Annotated in this window: 14 protein-coding genes and 1 pseudogene; 9 read left to right on the top strand and 6 right to left on the bottom strand. The window is 73.4% G+C overall.

Translation table 11 applies throughout. From position 1 onward, the window contains the following. Window positions 1-156 precede the first annotated feature (156 nt). Window positions 157-762, top strand: a complete 606-nt coding sequence (locus CFP66_RS40270) for a protein-S-isoprenylcysteine O-methyltransferase (RefSeq protein WP_094930635.1) — start codon at window positions 157-159, stop codon at window positions 760-762. 18 nt (window positions 763-780) lie between these two features. Here CFP66_RS40270 and CFP66_RS40265 read toward each other — a convergent pair whose 3' ends face one another. The 3 genes from CFP66_RS40265 to CFP66_RS40255 form a co-directional block, all read right to left on the bottom strand. Next, window positions 781-1,389, bottom strand: a complete 609-nt coding sequence (locus CFP66_RS40265) for a cation transporter (protein ID WP_233160104.1) — start codon at window positions 1,387-1,389, stop codon at window positions 781-783. 156 nt (window positions 1,390-1,545) lie between these two features. Then, window positions 1,546-2,889, bottom strand: coding sequence for a hypothetical protein (locus CFP66_RS40260; protein ID WP_143517541.1), 1,344 nt, complete (start codon window positions 2,887-2,889; stop codon window positions 1,546-1,548). After that, a complete protein-coding gene (locus CFP66_RS40255) occupies window positions 2,886-3,536 on the bottom strand; it encodes an alpha/beta fold hydrolase (RefSeq protein ID WP_158228409.1) in 651 nt (216 codons plus the stop codon). The genes CFP66_RS40260 and CFP66_RS40255 overlap by 4 nt, the downstream gene beginning before the upstream one ends. Before the next feature lie 224 nt (window positions 3,537-3,760). Between CFP66_RS40255 and CFP66_RS40250 the strand changes: the two genes are divergently transcribed. The 6 genes and pseudogenes from CFP66_RS40250 to lnt all read left to right on the top strand — a co-directional run bounded on the left by CFP66_RS40250 (window position 3,761) and on the right by lnt (window position 8,688). Beyond that, entirely contained in the window at window positions 3,761-4,300 is a 540-nt protein-coding gene (locus CFP66_RS40250; RefSeq protein ID WP_158228408.1) for a signal peptidase II, read from the top strand. Next, window positions 4,297-5,583 carry a sodium:proton exchanger gene (locus CFP66_RS40245; protein ID WP_198962004.1) on the top strand — a complete coding sequence of 429 codons (1,287 nt, stop codon included), beginning with the start codon at window positions 4,297-4,299 and terminating at the stop codon, window positions 5,581-5,583. Before CFP66_RS40250 ends, CFP66_RS40245 begins: the two co-directional genes overlap by 4 nt. Beyond that, window positions 5,580-6,275 (top strand): TlpA disulfide reductase family protein, encoded by a 696-nt coding sequence (locus CFP66_RS40240; RefSeq protein WP_094930631.1) that lies wholly within the window; start codon window positions 5,580-5,582, stop codon window positions 6,273-6,275. Before CFP66_RS40245 ends, CFP66_RS40240 begins: the two co-directional genes overlap by 4 nt. Then, window positions 6,272-7,066 carry a cytochrome c biogenesis CcdA family protein gene (locus tag CFP66_RS40235; protein ID WP_094930630.1) on the top strand — a complete coding sequence of 265 codons (795 nt, stop codon included), beginning with the start codon at window positions 6,272-6,274 and terminating at the stop codon, window positions 7,064-7,066. The genes CFP66_RS40240 and CFP66_RS40235 overlap by 4 nt, the downstream gene beginning before the upstream one ends. Window positions 7,067-7,396: 330 nt before the next feature. Next, window positions 7,397-7,522, top strand: a pseudogene (locus CFP66_RS50530) (hypothetical protein); the annotation flags it as partial. Between the two features lie 254 nt (window positions 7,523-7,776). Beyond that, window positions 7,777-8,688: an apolipoprotein N-acyltransferase gene (gene lnt, locus CFP66_RS49575; protein ID WP_255413934.1), complete on the top strand. Its 912-nt coding sequence runs from the start codon at window positions 7,777-7,779 to the stop codon at window positions 8,686-8,688. Between the two features lie 238 nt (window positions 8,689-8,926). On the opposite strand, the gene CFP66_RS40225 is transcribed toward lnt, so the two are convergent. From CFP66_RS40225 to CFP66_RS40215, 3 genes are all read right to left on the bottom strand, one after another. Then, window positions 8,927-10,366: a phenylacetate--CoA ligase family protein gene (locus CFP66_RS40225; RefSeq protein WP_233160099.1), complete on the bottom strand. Its 1,440-nt coding sequence runs from the start codon at window positions 10,364-10,366 to the stop codon at window positions 8,927-8,929. Window positions 10,367-10,538: 172 nt separating this feature from the next. Further along, window positions 10,539-12,518: a cation-translocating P-type ATPase gene (locus tag CFP66_RS40220; RefSeq protein ID WP_094930629.1), complete on the bottom strand. Its 1,980-nt coding sequence runs from the start codon at window positions 12,516-12,518 to the stop codon at window positions 10,539-10,541. Next, entirely contained in the window at window positions 12,515-12,895 is a 381-nt protein-coding gene (locus tag CFP66_RS40215) for a metalloregulator ArsR/SmtB family transcription factor (RefSeq protein ID WP_094930628.1), read from the bottom strand. The genes CFP66_RS40220 and CFP66_RS40215 overlap by 4 nt, the downstream gene beginning before the upstream one ends. A gap of 145 nt (window positions 12,896-13,040) precedes the next feature. Between CFP66_RS40215 and CFP66_RS40210 the strand changes: the two genes are divergently transcribed. Together CFP66_RS40210 and CFP66_RS40205 are read left to right on the top strand one after the other, a co-directional pair. Then, on the top strand, window positions 13,041-13,676 hold the full coding sequence (locus tag CFP66_RS40210; RefSeq protein ID WP_233160098.1) for a class I SAM-dependent methyltransferase: 636 nt from the start codon (window positions 13,041-13,043) through the stop codon (window positions 13,674-13,676). Continuing rightward, window positions 13,673-15,094 carry a phenylacetate--CoA ligase family protein gene (locus CFP66_RS40205; protein ID WP_233160097.1) on the top strand — a complete coding sequence of 474 codons (1,422 nt, stop codon included), beginning with the start codon at window positions 13,673-13,675 and terminating at the stop codon, window positions 15,092-15,094. The genes CFP66_RS40210 and CFP66_RS40205 overlap by 4 nt, the downstream gene beginning before the upstream one ends. Window positions 15,095-15,273 lie beyond the last annotated feature (179 nt).

The following is a 15,273-nucleotide window of genomic DNA, read 5'->3' as shown; positions in this document are numbered from 1 at the left end:
GCTGAGAGGATCAAGCGGGCCCCACCTCACCCGCCTCCCCGACGGGTTCCTGGCCGCCGGCGAGGACCGCCCCTGGCTCCCGCTGCCGCCCGAACCCTACGATTGGCATCGTCTGGGCGCGATGATATCGTCCTACTCCTCTCATTGTACGGGCAGATGGTGGGTGACGTCGTGAAGCAGCAGGGCATCCTGAAGATCGTCTACGGGGCAGGCTGGGTGCTCATCGCGCTCATCCGTCTCCCCGCCCGCCGACGAGCGCGGTCGGCTTCGGTCGTCGTCGATCGCAAAACGGCGGCGGAGCTGTCCCACCTCGCGCTCCTGAGCGTGGGGATGGGGGTGCTCCCGCTGATCCACCTGTCCACCCGGTGGCTGCGGTTCGCCGACCGCCGGCTGCCGTCCTGGGCGGGCTGGACGGGGGCAGCCAGCCAGGCGGCGGGTGTCTGGCTGCTGTGGCGAGCGCACGCCGAGCTGGGGCGGTACTGGTCGGACTCGGTCCAGCTGCGGCAGGGACACCAGCTCGTCACCGGCGGCATCTACCGGCACGTCCGACACCCGATGTACGCGGCCGGGTGGCTGCTCGGGATCGCCCAGGCGCTGCTGCTGCAGAACCGGGTCGCCGGGCCGGCCGGCCCGGTGTCGTTCGCCCTGCTCTGTCGGTCGCGGGTGCCCCGGGAGGAGCAGATGATGCTCGAGCAGTTCGGCGAGCAGTACCGGGCCTACATGGAGCGGACGGGGAGGATCTTCCCCAAGAGGAGCCCGTGACCGGTCGCTTGGCCGCTGTCACTCGTCCCGGTCGGCGTTCCGCGACTCCTGCCAGGCTTCCCGGCCTTCCCACACCGCGACCGCGGACACCACCAGGGCGGCGACGGGGTCGGCCCACCACCAGCCGACCCAGGCGTTGAGCCCCAGCCCGACCAGCAGGCTGACCGAGAGATAGTTGGAGATCCACGTTTCGTCCGACTGGGCGACGAGGACCTGGTTGCCGAGGGCGTCGCCGGTGCGGCGCTGCGCGATCGCGACCGGGATCATGACGGCGAGGGCGACTACGTTGAGCCCGATCCCGATCAGCGACGGGTCGGGTTTGGCCTGGGTGACCAGGTCGATGACCGCCTTGACGGTGACGTAGGCGGCGAGGGCGAAGAAGCTGACGGCGATCAGCTTCAGCGCCGTCGTGTACCGCGCTTTGCCGTGCAGTTGCCCGATGACCACCAGCGCGGCGAAGACCTCGATGGCGGAGTCCAGGCCGAACCCGACCAGGGCGATCGACCCGGCGATCAGGCCCGCGGTCACCGCGACCGCGCCTTCGACGACGTCCCAGGCGACGATGAACCAGGCGAGCCTCAGCCCGCGGCTGCGCATCGCCTGCCGGTCGGTCTCGGCCTCGCTCACTGACGATCACTCCTCCCGTCGATGTCATCGGTGTTACCCGCGCAACGCGGTGGATACGCCGCCTGCGTCGGTTCCACCGCAGCGATCAACACCTCCGATCGCGTTCTGTCGCACGAGCAGCTTGGCGCCCCCTCGCTGCTCCTGCCCCCGCGTCGATCAGGGGCGGCAGCCGTCCAGACCGGCGTCGCGCAACCCCTGCATCGCAGCCGTGACTTCGAGGGGCGACCAGGGCCGTTGTGCCGGGGGCAGGGCCGCGAGTGCCTGGCCGTAGCGGCCGAGCGAGGCGATGTCGTGCGGGAAACGCCGGGGGTCGAGCGCGAGTAGGCGGGCGGCGGCGCCGTGCCGCCGGGCGACTGCCAGCCACTGGTCGGGGTGGGCGATCCCGGCGGAGGTCACGCCGTGTTGGAACAGGAGGATGTCCACCGCGCGGTAGGGGTCGCTGGCCTGCAGGTGCGCGTCGAGGGCGTGCAGCGCGGGTTGGACGGAGAAGAACGTCCAGAACGGGACGGCGGCGGCGGTGATGGTGCGCCAGGGGTCGCCGAGGATGAACGAGGGGACCAGCAGCCGCTCGCCCGGCTCGCCGCGGCGGCGATACCACTCCCGCATCAGCGCGGCGACGGCGTGGGCGGGGGCCTGCGGGCCGGGATAGCTCAGCCGCAGCAGCGGGTGCCCGTGGGCGGCGCACCACTCGGCCAGCGAGGCGGCGAGGTTCGGGTCGCCGCCCCATTCGGCCTCCGGTGCTTCCCCGTCCGCGCGCGGGGTGTGCGGGCGGGCGAGGTAGTCGTCCGGCCGCTGTCCGCCCTGGGCGCCGGCCTGGAACACGTGCCGCTCACCCACCCGCAGCACCGGCCACCGCGACCGGTCATCGAGCAGGATCACCGGGGCGCCGGGGGCCAGCGACCGGGCGAGGAATCGGGCGTACGCCTCGGGCAGGGCCCGCCACTTCAGCCGGAAGTAGGTCATCCGGGCGACCATCAGCTCGTCCTGGATCTGATCGTGCATGTGGTGTAGGACGACGTCGGGGTTGGCCGCGAGCAGCGGCGGCGCGACCCGCTCCCCGAAGCGCAACGCGTCCACCGGGCGGTGCGGGTCACCGGTGCGGGCGACCGGGACCAGGACGGTGCCGGGCAGCCAGGGCACCTGCATCGCGGCCGCCAGGTGCACGAGGGCGCCGTTGCTGGCCCCGACCAGCGCCGCCGGATAGCGCCGCGCGGGGTAGCCGTCGGCCAGCCACCCGGCGACCGCGGCCATGTCCACGCCGGCCAGCCGGCGCGGGTCGACGCCCTCGGAGGCGCCGATCCGGGTGTAGAGGCGGCGCAGCAGCGGCCATGGCAGCCGCCCGGCGGCCCGGACTGCGGCACCCGCGAGTGGGCCGTTTCCCAGGTGGGGGAACGGTCGCCCGCGCAGCGCGGCGGCCAGGCCGGCGTGCAGCACCGTCGCCGAGTCGAACGAGGCGACCACGTCCTGCGGGGCGAGCCCACGAGCCGGTCGACGGGTCATCCGAGCACGTCCTCTCGTAGCACGGCCTCGACGGTGTCGGCGAAGCGGTCGGCGTCGGCGTAGGGCCAGGAATGGGTGGCGCGCGGAACCAGGATCAACCGACCACAGTGGTCGGTGGCGAGCCGCGCGGCGTAGGCGTGCGGGGTGATCACGTCGCGTTCCCCGTGCACCACGGTCAACCCGGCGCTCACCTCGGGCAGCAGGTCCTCGATGCGCACCGCCAGCGCGGACCGCGCGACCCGGGCGAGGCGCCGCGGCCCGGCGCGCCGCCAGTCCGGGGCCTGCTCGGGCAGCAGCCGGGGGCGTTCCAGGCGTCCGCCGGCCAGCCACCGGCCGAGCAGCCGCGATGTGGTCCGGGCCGACGGGTCCACGGTCGGGCTGACCAGCATCAGCCGCCCCAGCTGTGCCGGGGGCACCGCGGCCGCGGCGACCGCGGCCGCCTGCGCGCCTACCGACAGCCCGATCAGCAGATCGACCGGCGCTGCGGTGCTGATCTGGCGGGCGAGCTGGGCACCGTAGCCGCGCAGGTCGGCCGGGATGCCCGGCTCGCCCGGGGCGGGCAGCAGCCGCGCGTCGATCCCACGACCGGTCAGCGACTCGGCCGCCGGGCGTGCGTAGCGGCGCACGGCGGCACCGGGAACGATCAACACGCATATCGAGCCCCCGCGCCGCTGGTGAGGCGCCATCACCGGGACCGCCCGCCTGCCGGCACCGCGCCCGGCCCTCGGTGCCGGCCTCGATCATTCCGTACCACCGGGGTCGCCTCCGCTGTCATCGTCTGCGCTATTTATCATCGTCGTATGACGATCGCTGCTGGTCTGATCATCGTGCATCCCGGTGGGGATCACAACTGCGCGGCCCGGTCGGGGCGGTGACCCGCCGATTCCGGCTGGCCGTCGGCCCGGCCGCGGTGGCCGGGGCAGCCGCGGGCGGGGTCGTGCTGGTCGATGTGGTGACCAAGCGGCTGGCCGACACGCGGTTGCCCGGGGCGCCGGTGGAGCTCGGGATCGGGCGGCTGCAGCTGAGCCACAACAGCGGGGTGGCGTTCAGCCTGGGCAACGGGCTCCCGACCTGGGTGGTCCTTGGGGTGGCCTCGCTGATCACCATCGGCGTGGCGGCGGCGATCATCCTGGGGTATCTGCGCCCGCCGGTGCCGGCGGGTTTGGTGCTGGGTGGAGCGGTGGGCAACGTGGTGGACCGGGCCGGGGACGGCGCGGTCACCGACTTCCTCTGGCTGGGCTGGTTCCCGACGTTCAACCTGGCCGACACCGCGATCACCCTCGGGGCACTGGCCCTGCTGTGGGCGTCGTGGCGGGGTGACCGGCGCCCCGCCGGCGACGAACAGCGGGACGCGCCAACGGTGCGGCCGCAGGCCGACCCGGACCAGACGTCAGGAAGGACGACGACATGAGCTCGATGGCGGTGTCGGCGCGGCGCAACTGGGCGCTGCTGCTGCCGGTCGTGGCCGCGGTGCCGGGGGTGGTGCTGCGGTTCAGCGGCGCTCCGGTGCCGGCCGCGCTGGCCGTGGTGGTGCTCGGTGTGGCGGTGGTCGGGGCGGCGTTCTTCCTCAGCTGGGGCACCGAGCTGATCGAACGAGACATCGGCCAGGGTCTGGCGTTGGCGCTGCTGGCGCTGATCGCGGTGCTGCCCGAGTACGCAGTGGACGTGGTCTTCGCCTGGAAGGCCGGGCAGGACCCCGACACCTACGCGCCGCTGGCGCTGGCCAACATGACCGGCGCCAACCGGCTGCTGATCGGGATCGGCTGGTCGCTGGTGGTGCTGGCCGCGCTGGCCGCACGGCGCCGGCGCGACCCCGACGCCCGCCCGGAGGACCGGTCGGCGGTGCGGCTGGAGCCGGTGCAGACCGTGGAGATCGCCTACCTGGCGGTGGCGAGCCTGTACGCGCTGACCTTCGCGCTGCGCGACACCCTCAACCTGCTCGACACCGTCATCCTGTTCGGCATCTTCGCGCTCTACCTGGTCCGGGTCCGCGGCGCCGAAGCCGACGAGGACGAGGACGAGGAGGTCGGGGAGCTGATCGGGCCGGCGGCCCGGATCGCCGCCGGACCCACCCGCACCCGCCGGTGGGCCGGAATCGGGATGCTGGTCTTCGCCGGCGCCGTCATCCTCGCCGTGGCCGAGGCGTTCGCCGACAGCCTGGTCGAGGCCGGCTCCGAGCTCGGCGTCAGCGAGTTCCTGCTGGTGCAGTGGGTGGCGCCGCTGGCCTCGGAAACCCCCGAGTTCATCGCGGTGCTGATCCTGGCCTGGAAGCTGCGCGGCGCAGCCGCGCTGGGTGCCCTGATCTCCTCGAAGATCAACCAGTGGACGTTGCTGGTCGGGATCATCCCGGCGGTGTTCGCGGTCTCCGCCGGCTCCCTGCGCGGACTGCCGATCGACCCGCTGCAGCGCCAGGAGCTGTTCCTCACCGCCGGCCAGTCGATGTTCGCCGTCGCCCTGGTCGCGGCCGGTGCGCTGTCCCGGGGTGGCGCCTACGCGCTGCTCGGGCTGTTCCTGGCCCAGTTCGTCCTGGCCTGGACATTGCCGCCCGCCCTGGCCACCATCGAACGCGTCGGGCTGGGCGTGGTGTATCTGCTGCTCGCCGCCGGCCTGCTGGTGATCCGCCGTCGGGCGATGTGGGTGACGCTGCGCGATGGGCTCAGCGGCCGCGCGCTGCGCGAGCGGGACGCCGCATGAGGCGCGCCCGCGCCGGAACCGCCGCCCCGCAGCGGCGGTCAGCGCTGGCCAGGCTGCGGATGCTCGCCGTGGTGTCGGCGATGCTGGTGCTGCTGCCCGGGTGCTCGTTCGGCACCCCGACCGGTGACGCGCAGAGCCAGGCCCGGGCGTTCACGTTCGTGGCGCCGGGCGGGCAGGACCGGATCTTCTACGACCCGCCCGAGCAGCGCGGCACCGTGACGGGTCTGTCCGGGGAGAGCCTGCTCGAACCGGGCCGCACGATCGGGCTGCACGACTTCCCCGGCCAGGTCGTCGTGCTCAACATCTGGGGAGCCTGGTGCGGCCCGTGCCGGGAGGAGATGCCCGGCCTGCAGCAGATCCACGAGCAGATGCGCCCGAGCGGGGTGACCCTGCTCGGCGTCGACGTCCGCGACAACGCCGAGGCCGCGCGCGACTTCATGCGCGACCGCGGCATCACTTACCCGTCGATCTTCGACAACCCGGGCCGGTCGCTGACCGCGCTGCGCGGGTTCCCCCGTAACACCGTGCCCTCGACGATCGTGCTCGACCGCGAGCACCGGGTCGCCGCGATCTTCCTGACCGCGTTGCGGGTCAGCGAGTTGCTGCCGGTGGTGCAGCGGATCGCCGCGGAGCCCGTCGCGGTGCCGCTCGCCGGCGCCGTGCCGCAGCCGGGCGGGGCGGGTACCGGATGAGCCTGACCGAGCTGGCGATCTCCGGCCCGCTGTTGGTCGCCGTCGCGCTGGCGGTGGCCGCCGGGATCCTGTCCTTCGCCTCGCCGTGCGCGCTGCCCCTGGTTCCGGGCTACATCGCCTACCTGGCCGGGCTGGTGGGCGCGGAAGACTCCACTCCGGACGCAACCGGCCAGGGCGCGGCGGCGACGGCGACCCGCACGGGGGGTCGGTGGCGGGTGGCCGGCGCGGCGATGCTGTTCGTCGCCGGGTTCACCGTCGTGTTCGCCGGCGGGGTGCTGCTGGTGCTGGGCCTGTCGGACTGGCTGATCGGCAACGAGCTGCTGCTGCAGCGCATCGGCGGGGTGGTGACCATCGCGATGGGGCTGGTGTTCCTCGGGTTCGTCCCCGCCCTGCAGCGCGACGTGCGGATCCACCGCCTGCCGCGGGCCGGGCTGGCCGGCGCGCCGGTGCTAGGCGCGGTCTACGGCCTGGGCTGGACCCCGTGCCTGGGCCCCACCCTGACCGGGGTGATCGCGCTGGCCACCGGCACCCAGGTCGGCCCGACCACGCTTCGCGGTCTGGTGTTGGTGCTGGCCTACTGCGCCGGGCTGGGCGTCCCGTTCGTGCTGATCGCGCTGGGCACCCGGTGGGCGGTGCGCACCACCGGGTGGATGCGCCGCCACGTCCGCGCCCTGCAGATCACCGGCGGGATCATGCTGCTGCTGCTGGGCGGGCTGCTGGTCACCGGGGCGTGGGGTGCGTTCATCGCGTGGATGCGCGGTCCCATCGGCGGCTACACCCTCCCGCTGTGATGCCCGAAGCGCGGGTCGACGCCCTCTCTGCGGCGTCCGCCGCGGGAAGCGCCGCGACATCGGCCGCGACTGACCGGCCGCGAGCGGCAGCCCGGAGCAGGTGGCGGGGAGTCTGGTTGCGGTGCGTCGCCGCGTTGGCGGCGGGCGGGGTGCTGTATCTGAGCTTCCCGCCGCGGCCGCTGTGGTGGCTGGCCCCGCTGGGGTTGCCCTGCTCGGTGTGGTGCTGTCCGGACGCCGCGCGCGAGCCGGGCTGGGCTACGGGCTGCTGGCGGGGCTGGGGGTGTTCGCGCCGCTGCTGTCCTGGACCGGGGCCTACGTCGGGCCGCTGCCGTGGCTGGTGCTCGCGCTGCTGCAAGCGGGTTCGTCGCCGCCACGGGTGCGGGGATCGCTGTGGTGTCCGGGCTGCCCGGCTGGCCGCTGTGGGCGGCCGGGGCGTGGGTGGCCGGGGAGGCGGCGCGTTCGCGGGTGCCCTTCGGTGGGTTCCCGTGGGGGCGGGTGGCGTTCGGCCAGCCGACGGGGTGTTCGCGCCGTTGGCCGCCCGGCGCTGGTCGGGTTCGGCGTCGCACTGACCGGGTTCGGGATCACCGCCCTGCTCCTGCCCCGCGCCGGGGGACGGCGCGGGCGCGCGCTGCGGCTCGGGCGGCCGGTGGGGTGAGTCCTGGTGCCGGTGGTGGCGGGCCTGGCCGCGCTTGCGCTGGTCGACGCGGCCCGTGCCGGGGACCGGATGGTCACCGTGGCGGTGGTGCAGGGGAACGTGCCCCGGGTCGGTCTGGACTTCAACGGCCCAGCGGGCCGCGATGCTGGGCAACCACGTCCGGCGCACCGAGCAGCTCGCCGCCGGCCGGGTGCCGCGCCCGGAGCTGGTGATCTGGCCGGAGAACTCCGCCGACATCGATCCGCTGCGCAACCCCGACGCCGCGGCGGCGATCGACCGCGCCGTAGCCGCGGTCGGGGTGCCGGTGCTGATCGGCGCGGTGGAGTCCCCACCCGCCGGGGGGCTGCGCAACACCGCGATCCGCTGGGAACCGGGTGCCGGCCCCACCGGCACCTACGTCAAGCGCCGCATCCAACCCTTCGGCGAATATATGCCGATGCGCTCGGTGGTGCGACTGTTCAGCGACAAGGTCGACGGGGTGCAACGCGACTTCACCCCCGGCACCGAGGCAACCGTGCTGGCCATGGGCCGGGCCCGGGTGGGGATCGCGACCTGCTACGAGGTGGCCTTCGACGACACCGTCATCGACACTGTCCGCGGCGGCGCGCAGCTGCTCGCCGTGCCGGCCAACAACGCCACCTTCGGGCGCACCGACATGACCTATCAGCAGCTGGCCCAGTCCCGGATCCGGGCCATCGAGCACGGCCGGGCCGTGCTGGTCGCCGCCACCAGCGGGGTCAGCGCCACCGTTGCCCCCGATGGGCAGGTGCGGCACCAGACCGCCCAGTTCACCCCCGACGCCCTGGTCGCGCAGGTCCCGCTGCGGTCCACGACCACTCCGGCCACCGTCCTGGGCGGAACCGTCGAATCGGTCCTCGCCGCGCTCGGCGCCGCCGGCCTGCTGGCCGCCGCAGCCCAGCCGCTGCGCCGCCGGCGAGCGACGCGCACCCGGCCAGGCGCGGGGTGAGTGCAGAGATTCAGTCAGGGATGCGGTCGTAGCTGCGTTGGTCGATCGTCGTCCTGGGGTGCGGGCGGTGCCGTGGTGTCGCGCTGTGACCGCAGCCCCGGTGACCGCGCCCGCCGCCCTGACCGTACGGTCACCGATGAGGGCCAGCTTTAGTGGCGGCGGGAGCGCTCCGAGACGGCGCAGCCGCTGGTCCTAAAGCGGGTGCACCCCCGACCGGGCAGCCGACCCTGAGATCACTTCATAGCCGGCGGGCACCCACCAAAGGCCTCATGAGGACGTGTGGCGGCGGCTTCCTTGAATGATTTCGGGTAGTGGGATCACAGTGCGGTACTTGCCCCCTGGGGCCTGTTCGGGTGGTTCGTGGGCGCGTTCGACGACGACTTTGTCGAGACCGTGCGTGGTGAGCAGGCCAGCGATCTCGGTGTGCACTGCGTGCCATGTCCGGTCGGCATCGGCGTCGCCGGCCAGGCGCAGACGCACCCGCAACGTTGTCGGCGCGGTTTGTACGATCTGGAAACAGTTCGACGCCGGGCGTGCGGTCGATCAGGGTGCCGAACGCCAGCGGCGTGATGGCGACCTCGTCGCCGCTGTGGGTGGGGAAGGTGAGGACGTCCCCGGCGCGGCCCTGCAAACCGATTGCGGGCAGCGGGTCGCCGCAGGGGCAGGGCTGGGGCCTGGCTTCGATACTGTCGCCGAGGTCGTAGCGCAGGATCGGCTGGATCCGGTTGGCGAGGTTGGTCAGCAAGACGGTATGGGAGCGCTGGCCGGGCGGGACGGGCTGGTGGTCGGCGTCGACGGGCTCGAGCAGAACCCAATCGGCGTTGACGTGCAGCCAGCCGTGCTGGCAGCGGTAGGCCATGAAGAGACATTCGGTCGCCGCGTAGCCGTCGCGGACCGTGGCGTTGAACGCTCGGGCGATCCGCTGATACTCACCAGCTGCCAGCGTCTCGCCCCCGGGCTGCACCAGCACCGGACGGATGCGTAGGCGGCCGGACTCCTGTTCGCCTGCCAGCAACGCGATCACGCTCGCATAGCCGATAATCACGGCTGGCTGAAACCGATTGAGCGCATCGACCAGCTCCGGAAGCGGCGAATGCACCGAGAAGACCTCGGCCTGCTTGCGCCCCAACCGACTGCGGTTGCGCATCTGGGTGGCGCCGACATAGGCGGCGAAATGGCCGTCGGTGGCGACCACCGCGGCCATGCGCCCGCCACGCGCCACGATCCGAAGCAGGCCGGCCGGGCCGAGCCAGGTCGGCATGATGCGTGCCGCAATAAGTGTTGTGCCCACCGCCATAGCCCGGTCCTCGGTCAGGAAGATTCCCCGGGCCCCGGAGGTGCCCGAGGTGGTGGCCACGGTGTAGCGGCCGAGGAACTTCTCGCCGATCAACGACGGGTCCTCGACGTGCGCCCGCACCTTGGCGAGCGTGACGTCCGGGTCGGTGACCCAGTCGTCGAAGCGCGGCATCAGCTCGGCTTTGCTGGTGACCGGCAGCTGTGCCGGGTTGGTGATCTGATCGGGCACGCCGTGGTAGAGCTGCCGGTAGTAGGGCGAGCGGGCGCGGGCGTAGGCGACGATGTCGGCTAGCCGGGCCTGCTGCCGCCGCCGGATCGACTCCGGCCCTTGTTTGCGAGCGGCGCGGATGTCACGCAGCAGCCAGAAGCGGCTCTCGGGCATGGCTGATCCTCCGGATTCCCTTGGGAGACCCTCTGCTCGGGCTGATCTTTCTTCTTCCGGCCTGGAGCGCCTCGGCCGGCAGGTGCCATCCGACCCACCGCCGCAGTGCGAGGTGGGCCGGATGGCGATAGGGCGACGCGTGCCGGTTCGCGGTGATGTGCTGCTGCCTGCCTCAGGCCCGCACGGCGGCCGCGTCGACGGGAGCCGGCGCTGCTGCATCCGGGGGCGCGGACGGCAGCGGCTGGGCGCGTCCGGCGCGGACGCCGTTGGCGATGACCACGATCTCGGCGAGCTCGTGCACCAGCACGACGGCGGCCAGGCCGAGCACGCCGAGCAGGGCCAGCGGCATCAGCACGATGACGATGGCCAGCGACAGTCCGACGTTCTGCAGCATGATCGCCCGGGCGCGGCGGGCGTGCTGCAGCGCCTGGGGCAGGTGCCGCAGGTCCTCACCCATCAGCGCGACGTCGGCGGTCTCGATGGCGACGTCGGTGCCCATGGCGCCCATCGCGATGCCGAGGTCGGCGGTGGCCAGGGCGGGGGCGTCGTTGACGCCGTCGCCGACCATCGCGGTGGGCCGCTGGGTGCGCAGCGTGCCGACGAGGGCGGCCTTGTCCTCGGGTCGGAGTTCGGCGTGCACGTCGGTGATGCCGGCCTGGGCGGCGAGCGCGGCGGCGGTGGCCTGGTTGTCGCCGGTGAGCATCGCGACCTGGTAGCCGTCGCGGTGCAGCCGGGCGACGACCTCGGCGGCTTCGGGGCGCAGCTCGTCGCGGACCGCGATCGCGCCGATCAGCTGCCCGTCGGCTTCGACGAGCACCGCGGTGGCCCCGTCGGACTGCATCCGGCGCACCGGCTCGGCCAGCTCGCCGGCCTCGATCCAGCCGGGGCGGCCCAGCCGCAGCGCGCGGCCGTCGAGGTGGCCGGTCAGCCCGGCGCCGGGCACCGCCTCGACGTCGGCGGCCGGGGTGTGGCCATCGACGGCGGCGAGGATGGCCCGGGCGAGCGGGTGCTCGCTGCGCGCCTCCAGCGCGGCGGCCAGGTGCAGCACCTGGTCGCGGGTGGCGCCCCCGGTGGTGGCGACGTCGATCACGACGGGTTGGTTGCGGGTCAGGGTGCCGGTCTTGTCCAGCGCGATCCCGCGGATCCGGCCGAGCGCCTCGAGCGCGGCACCGCCCTTGACCAGCACGCCCAGCTTGCTGGCCGCGCCGACCGCGGCGACCACGGTGACCGGCACCGAGATCGCCAGCGCGCACGGCGAGGCGGCGACCAGCACGACCAGGGCGCGTTCGATCCAGACCAGCGGGTCTCCGAACACGCTGCCGACCGCGGCGATCAGCGCGGCGGCGATCATCACGCCGGGCACCAGGGGCTTCGCGATCCGGTCGGCCAGGCGCTGGGCGGCGCCCTTGCGGGCCTGCTCGGCCTCCACGATCCGCACGATTCGGGCCAGCGAGTTGTCCTCGGCGGTGCTGGTGACCCGCACCTCCAGCACGCCGTTGCCGTTGATGGAGCCGGCGAACACCTCGTCACCGGGGCCGGCTTCGACCGGAACGGACTCGCCGGTGATCGCGGAGACGTCCAGGGCGGTCCGCCCCGAGGAGACCGTCCCGTCGGTGGCCAGGCGTTCGCCCGGCCGGACCAGCATCGTGTCCCCGACCCGCAACTCGCCCGGGGCCACGACCATCTCGACGCCGCCGCGTAGCACGGTGGCCTGCTCCGGGACCAGCGACAGCAGCGCCCTCAGCCCGCGGCGGGTCCGGGCCAGCGAGTACTCCTCGAGCCCCTCGCTGATGGAGAACAGGAACGCCAGCATCGCGGCCTCGCCGACCTCACCGAGGACGACGGCGCCGATCGCCGCGATCGTCATCAGCGTGCCGACACCGATCTTGCCCTTGGCCAGCCGGCGCAGCGTGGACGGCACGAAGGTCCACGCCCCGACCAGCAGCGCGACCGCCTCCAGGCCCAGCTGCACCGGCGCCGGCCCGTCGACCCAGCCGACGATCCACGCGGCCGCCAGCAGCACCCCGGCTACCGCGGCGGCCCGCAGCTCAGAGACCTCCCACAGCCGTTCCGGCTCGCGCCCCTCGCTCTCGCCGCTCTCCTGGCCGGCGACGGTGGGCTCGTCGCTGCCGCAGCCGCAGGCGTCACTCACCGCGCACCCCCGAGGTTCCCCGCCTCGGCAGCGGTGCTGTAGTTCGGACACAGCGCCACCGCGGACCCGGTCGCCGCCAGCAGCGTCTCCGCCGCCGCGAGCAGATCCATCAGCTCCGGGCGGGTCAGCGAGTAGAACATCTGCCGACCCTCCGGCCGTCCGGCCACCAGACCGCAATCGCGCAGGCACGCCAGGTGCGCCGACACCGTCGACTGCGCCAGCCCCAACCGCTCGGTCAGATCCACCACCCGCGCCTCACCGGCGGCGAGGCGCTGCACGATGGCCAGCCGCGTCGCGTCCGACAGGCTGTGGAACAGCGCCGCCGCCGGCATCAGCTCCCGGCGCGGTGGGCCCGCCATCTCCCGTGAAATCGTCATAAGACGATGATAGCGGGCGCATCGAATGGTTGGCCAGCGGCGTGACGGGCGCCGCAGTCGATCAGGGGCTAGACGCGGCCGACGAAGCCGCGATCCATCGTATTCTGCCGATGTCAATACGTGGGAGCGATGATAGAGTCCAGTCATGTTGATGAACCGGTTCGAGACGGCGGTGGTCAACAGCCCACCGCGACGGGCGCTGCAGCGGTTCTACGAGACCCCGACGTTGCTGCGCCTGGGCGGGATGCTGGCGCCGGGCGCGCGGGTGCTGGAGGTGGGCTGCGGCCCGGGCTACGGCACCGAGCTGATCCTGACCCGGTTCGGCGCCGACCGGGTCGACGCGATCGATCTCGACCCGGCCATGGTGGACCGGGCTCGTCGGCGGCTGGCCCGCTTCGGCGACCGGGTGCGGCTGGCCGCAGGGGACGTGACCGACCTGCAGGCTGGCTTGGACGCCGCCGACGCCGGCTACGACGCCGTGTTCGACTTCGCGATCATCCACCACGTCGAGGACTGGCGCGACGCCCTGGCCGAGATCGCCCGCGTGCTGCGCCCCGGGGGCCGGTTCTACTTCGACCAGGTCACCGCGCTCGCCCTGGCCACCCGCAGCTACCGGTGGCTGACCGACCACCCCACCCACGACCGGTTCACCGGCGAGGGGTTCGTCGCCGAACTGGAACGCCAGGGCCTGCAGGTCGGCACCCGGTGGGCCACCCGCATCCGGGGCCACTACCTGCTCGGAGTAGCCGACCGCCCGCTCACGAACGGAGACGCGCGATGAGCCTTTCGCTCTCCTACATCCCCGGCGCCGCGGTCGCGCCGACTCCCGCGCGCACCGGGACCGCGCGGCTGCTGCTCGACGCCCGCCGGGCCTACCGCGGCGGACCAGCCGCGGTCGCGGCCCGCCAACGAGCCCGCCTCGCCGCCCAGATCGCCTACGCCCGCGCCCGCTCGCCCTACTACCGCGAGCTCTACCGCGGCCTGCCGCCCCAGGTGGACGACGTGGTGCTGCTACCTGTCACCAGCAAGGCGCAGCTGATGGACCGCTTCGACGACTGGGTCACCGACCCCCGCGCCACCCGAGACGACGTGGAGGCATTCGTCGCCGACCCGACCCGGATCGGCGACCAGTTCCTCGGCGACTACACCGTGGCCACCACCTCCGGCACCACCGGCACCCGCGGCATCTTCCTGCTCGACCAGCTGCCCCTTGCCGTGGCCACTGCGATGATGGGGCGCATGCTCGCCGGCTTGGTGCGCCCAGTCGACCTGGTCCGCATCGCCGCCGGCGGCGGCCGGATCGCCCTGGTCACCGCGACCGGGGGCCACTTCGCCTCCGCCGCGGCCGCCGCGAGGCTGCGCAGCTCGCCCCGGCGGGCACAGCGGGTGCAGGCCTTCTCGGTACAGACCCCGCTGCCCGAGCTGGTCGCCCAGCTCAACGCGTTCCGACCCGCGGTGCTCGCTCCCTACGCCGGCACCGCTGCGTTGCTCGCCGGCGAGCAGGAGGCCGGCCGCCTGGACATCCACCCCACCCTCGCCGTGCTGGCCGCCGAAGGCCTGCCCGACCGCGAGTACCAGCGCATCGCCGCCGCCTTCGGCGCCAAGGTCGGGCACTCCTACGCCGCGACCGAGTGCCCGTTCCTGTCCTACAGCTGCAAGGAGGGCTGGCTGCACGTCAACGCCGACTGGGCCATCCTCGAACCCGTCGACGCCGACCACCAACCCACCCCACCCGGGCGGCGCTCCCACACCGTTCTGCTGACCAACCTCGCCAACCGGGTCCAGCCGATCCTGCGCTACGACCTCGGCGACAGCGTCCTGGCCCGCCCCGACCCCTGCCCCTGCGGCAACCCGCTGCCCGCGATCCGCGTCCAGGGCCGCACCGCCGACCTGCTCAGCTTCCCGTCCCCGCACGGCCCGGTGACCGTCACCCCGCTGACGCTGTCGGCGCTGCTCGACCGGATCCCCGGCATCGAGGTGTTCCAAATCATCCACGCCGGCCCGACCACGCTCCGGCTTCGGCTCCTAGTTCGCACCGGCATCGACCCCGACCAGGCGTGGCAGGCCGCCCGCGGCGCGCTCGCCGATCTCCTCGCCAACAGCGGGCTCGACCACGTCGAGATCGAGCGGGCAGACGAGCCACCACGACCGAGCGCCGGCGGCAAGTACCGGCTCGTTCAACCGCTTGCCCTTCATTGACAGCAGCCCGGCCACCGCGCTGGCGTGGGTGCTTAGTCCGGAGAGCCCCTGCGGGGGGAGCGCAGCCACGGCCGGGTGGTCATACGGCAGGGCGCCGGTCTTCGCGGCGCCGCCGGGGGATCCCAGGTCGGTGAAGAACTCTGCGTTGATGGTCGTGTAGTCGACCCACTGGGCGGGCA

This window comes from Pseudonocardia sp. MH-G8 (assembly GCF_002262885.1).
Taxonomy (GTDB): Bacteria; Actinomycetota; Actinomycetes; order Mycobacteriales; family Pseudonocardiaceae; genus Pseudonocardia.
Note: the sequence above shows the minus strand (reverse complement) of the source record. Positions and strands in the feature narration are given on the sequence as shown.

Bases quoted from the DNA above. Each gene is read 5' to 3' on its own strand.
- CFP66_RS40240 (WP_094930631.1), top strand. From the start codon at position 5,580: ATGAGGCGCGCCCGCGCCGGAACCGCCGCCCCGCAGCGGCGGTCAGCG.
- CFP66_RS40225 (WP_233160099.1), bottom strand. From the start codon at position 10,366: ATGCCCGAGAGCCGCTTCTGGCTGCTGCGTGACATCCGCGCCGCTCGC.
- CFP66_RS40260 (WP_143517541.1), bottom strand. From the start codon at position 2,889: ATGACCCGTCGACCGGCTCGTGGGCTCGCCCCGCAGGACGTGGTCGCC.
- CFP66_RS40205 (WP_233160097.1), top strand. From the start codon at position 13,673: ATGAGCCTTTCGCTCTCCTACATCCCCGGCGCCGCGGTCGCGCCGACT.
- CFP66_RS40270 (WP_094930635.1), top strand. From the start codon at position 157: ATGGTGGGTGACGTCGTGAAGCAGCAGGGCATCCTGAAGATCGTCTAC.
- CFP66_RS40210 (WP_233160098.1), top strand. From the start codon at position 13,041: ATGTTGATGAACCGGTTCGAGACGGCGGTGGTCAACAGCCCACCGCGA.
- CFP66_RS40215 (WP_094930628.1), bottom strand. From the start codon at position 12,895: ATGACGATTTCACGGGAGATGGCGGGCCCACCGCGCCGGGAGCTGATG.
- CFP66_RS40235 (WP_094930630.1), top strand. From the start codon at position 6,272: ATGAGCCTGACCGAGCTGGCGATCTCCGGCCCGCTGTTGGTCGCCGTC.
- CFP66_RS40245 (WP_198962004.1), top strand. From the start codon at position 4,297: ATGAGCTCGATGGCGGTGTCGGCGCGGCGCAACTGGGCGCTGCTGCTG.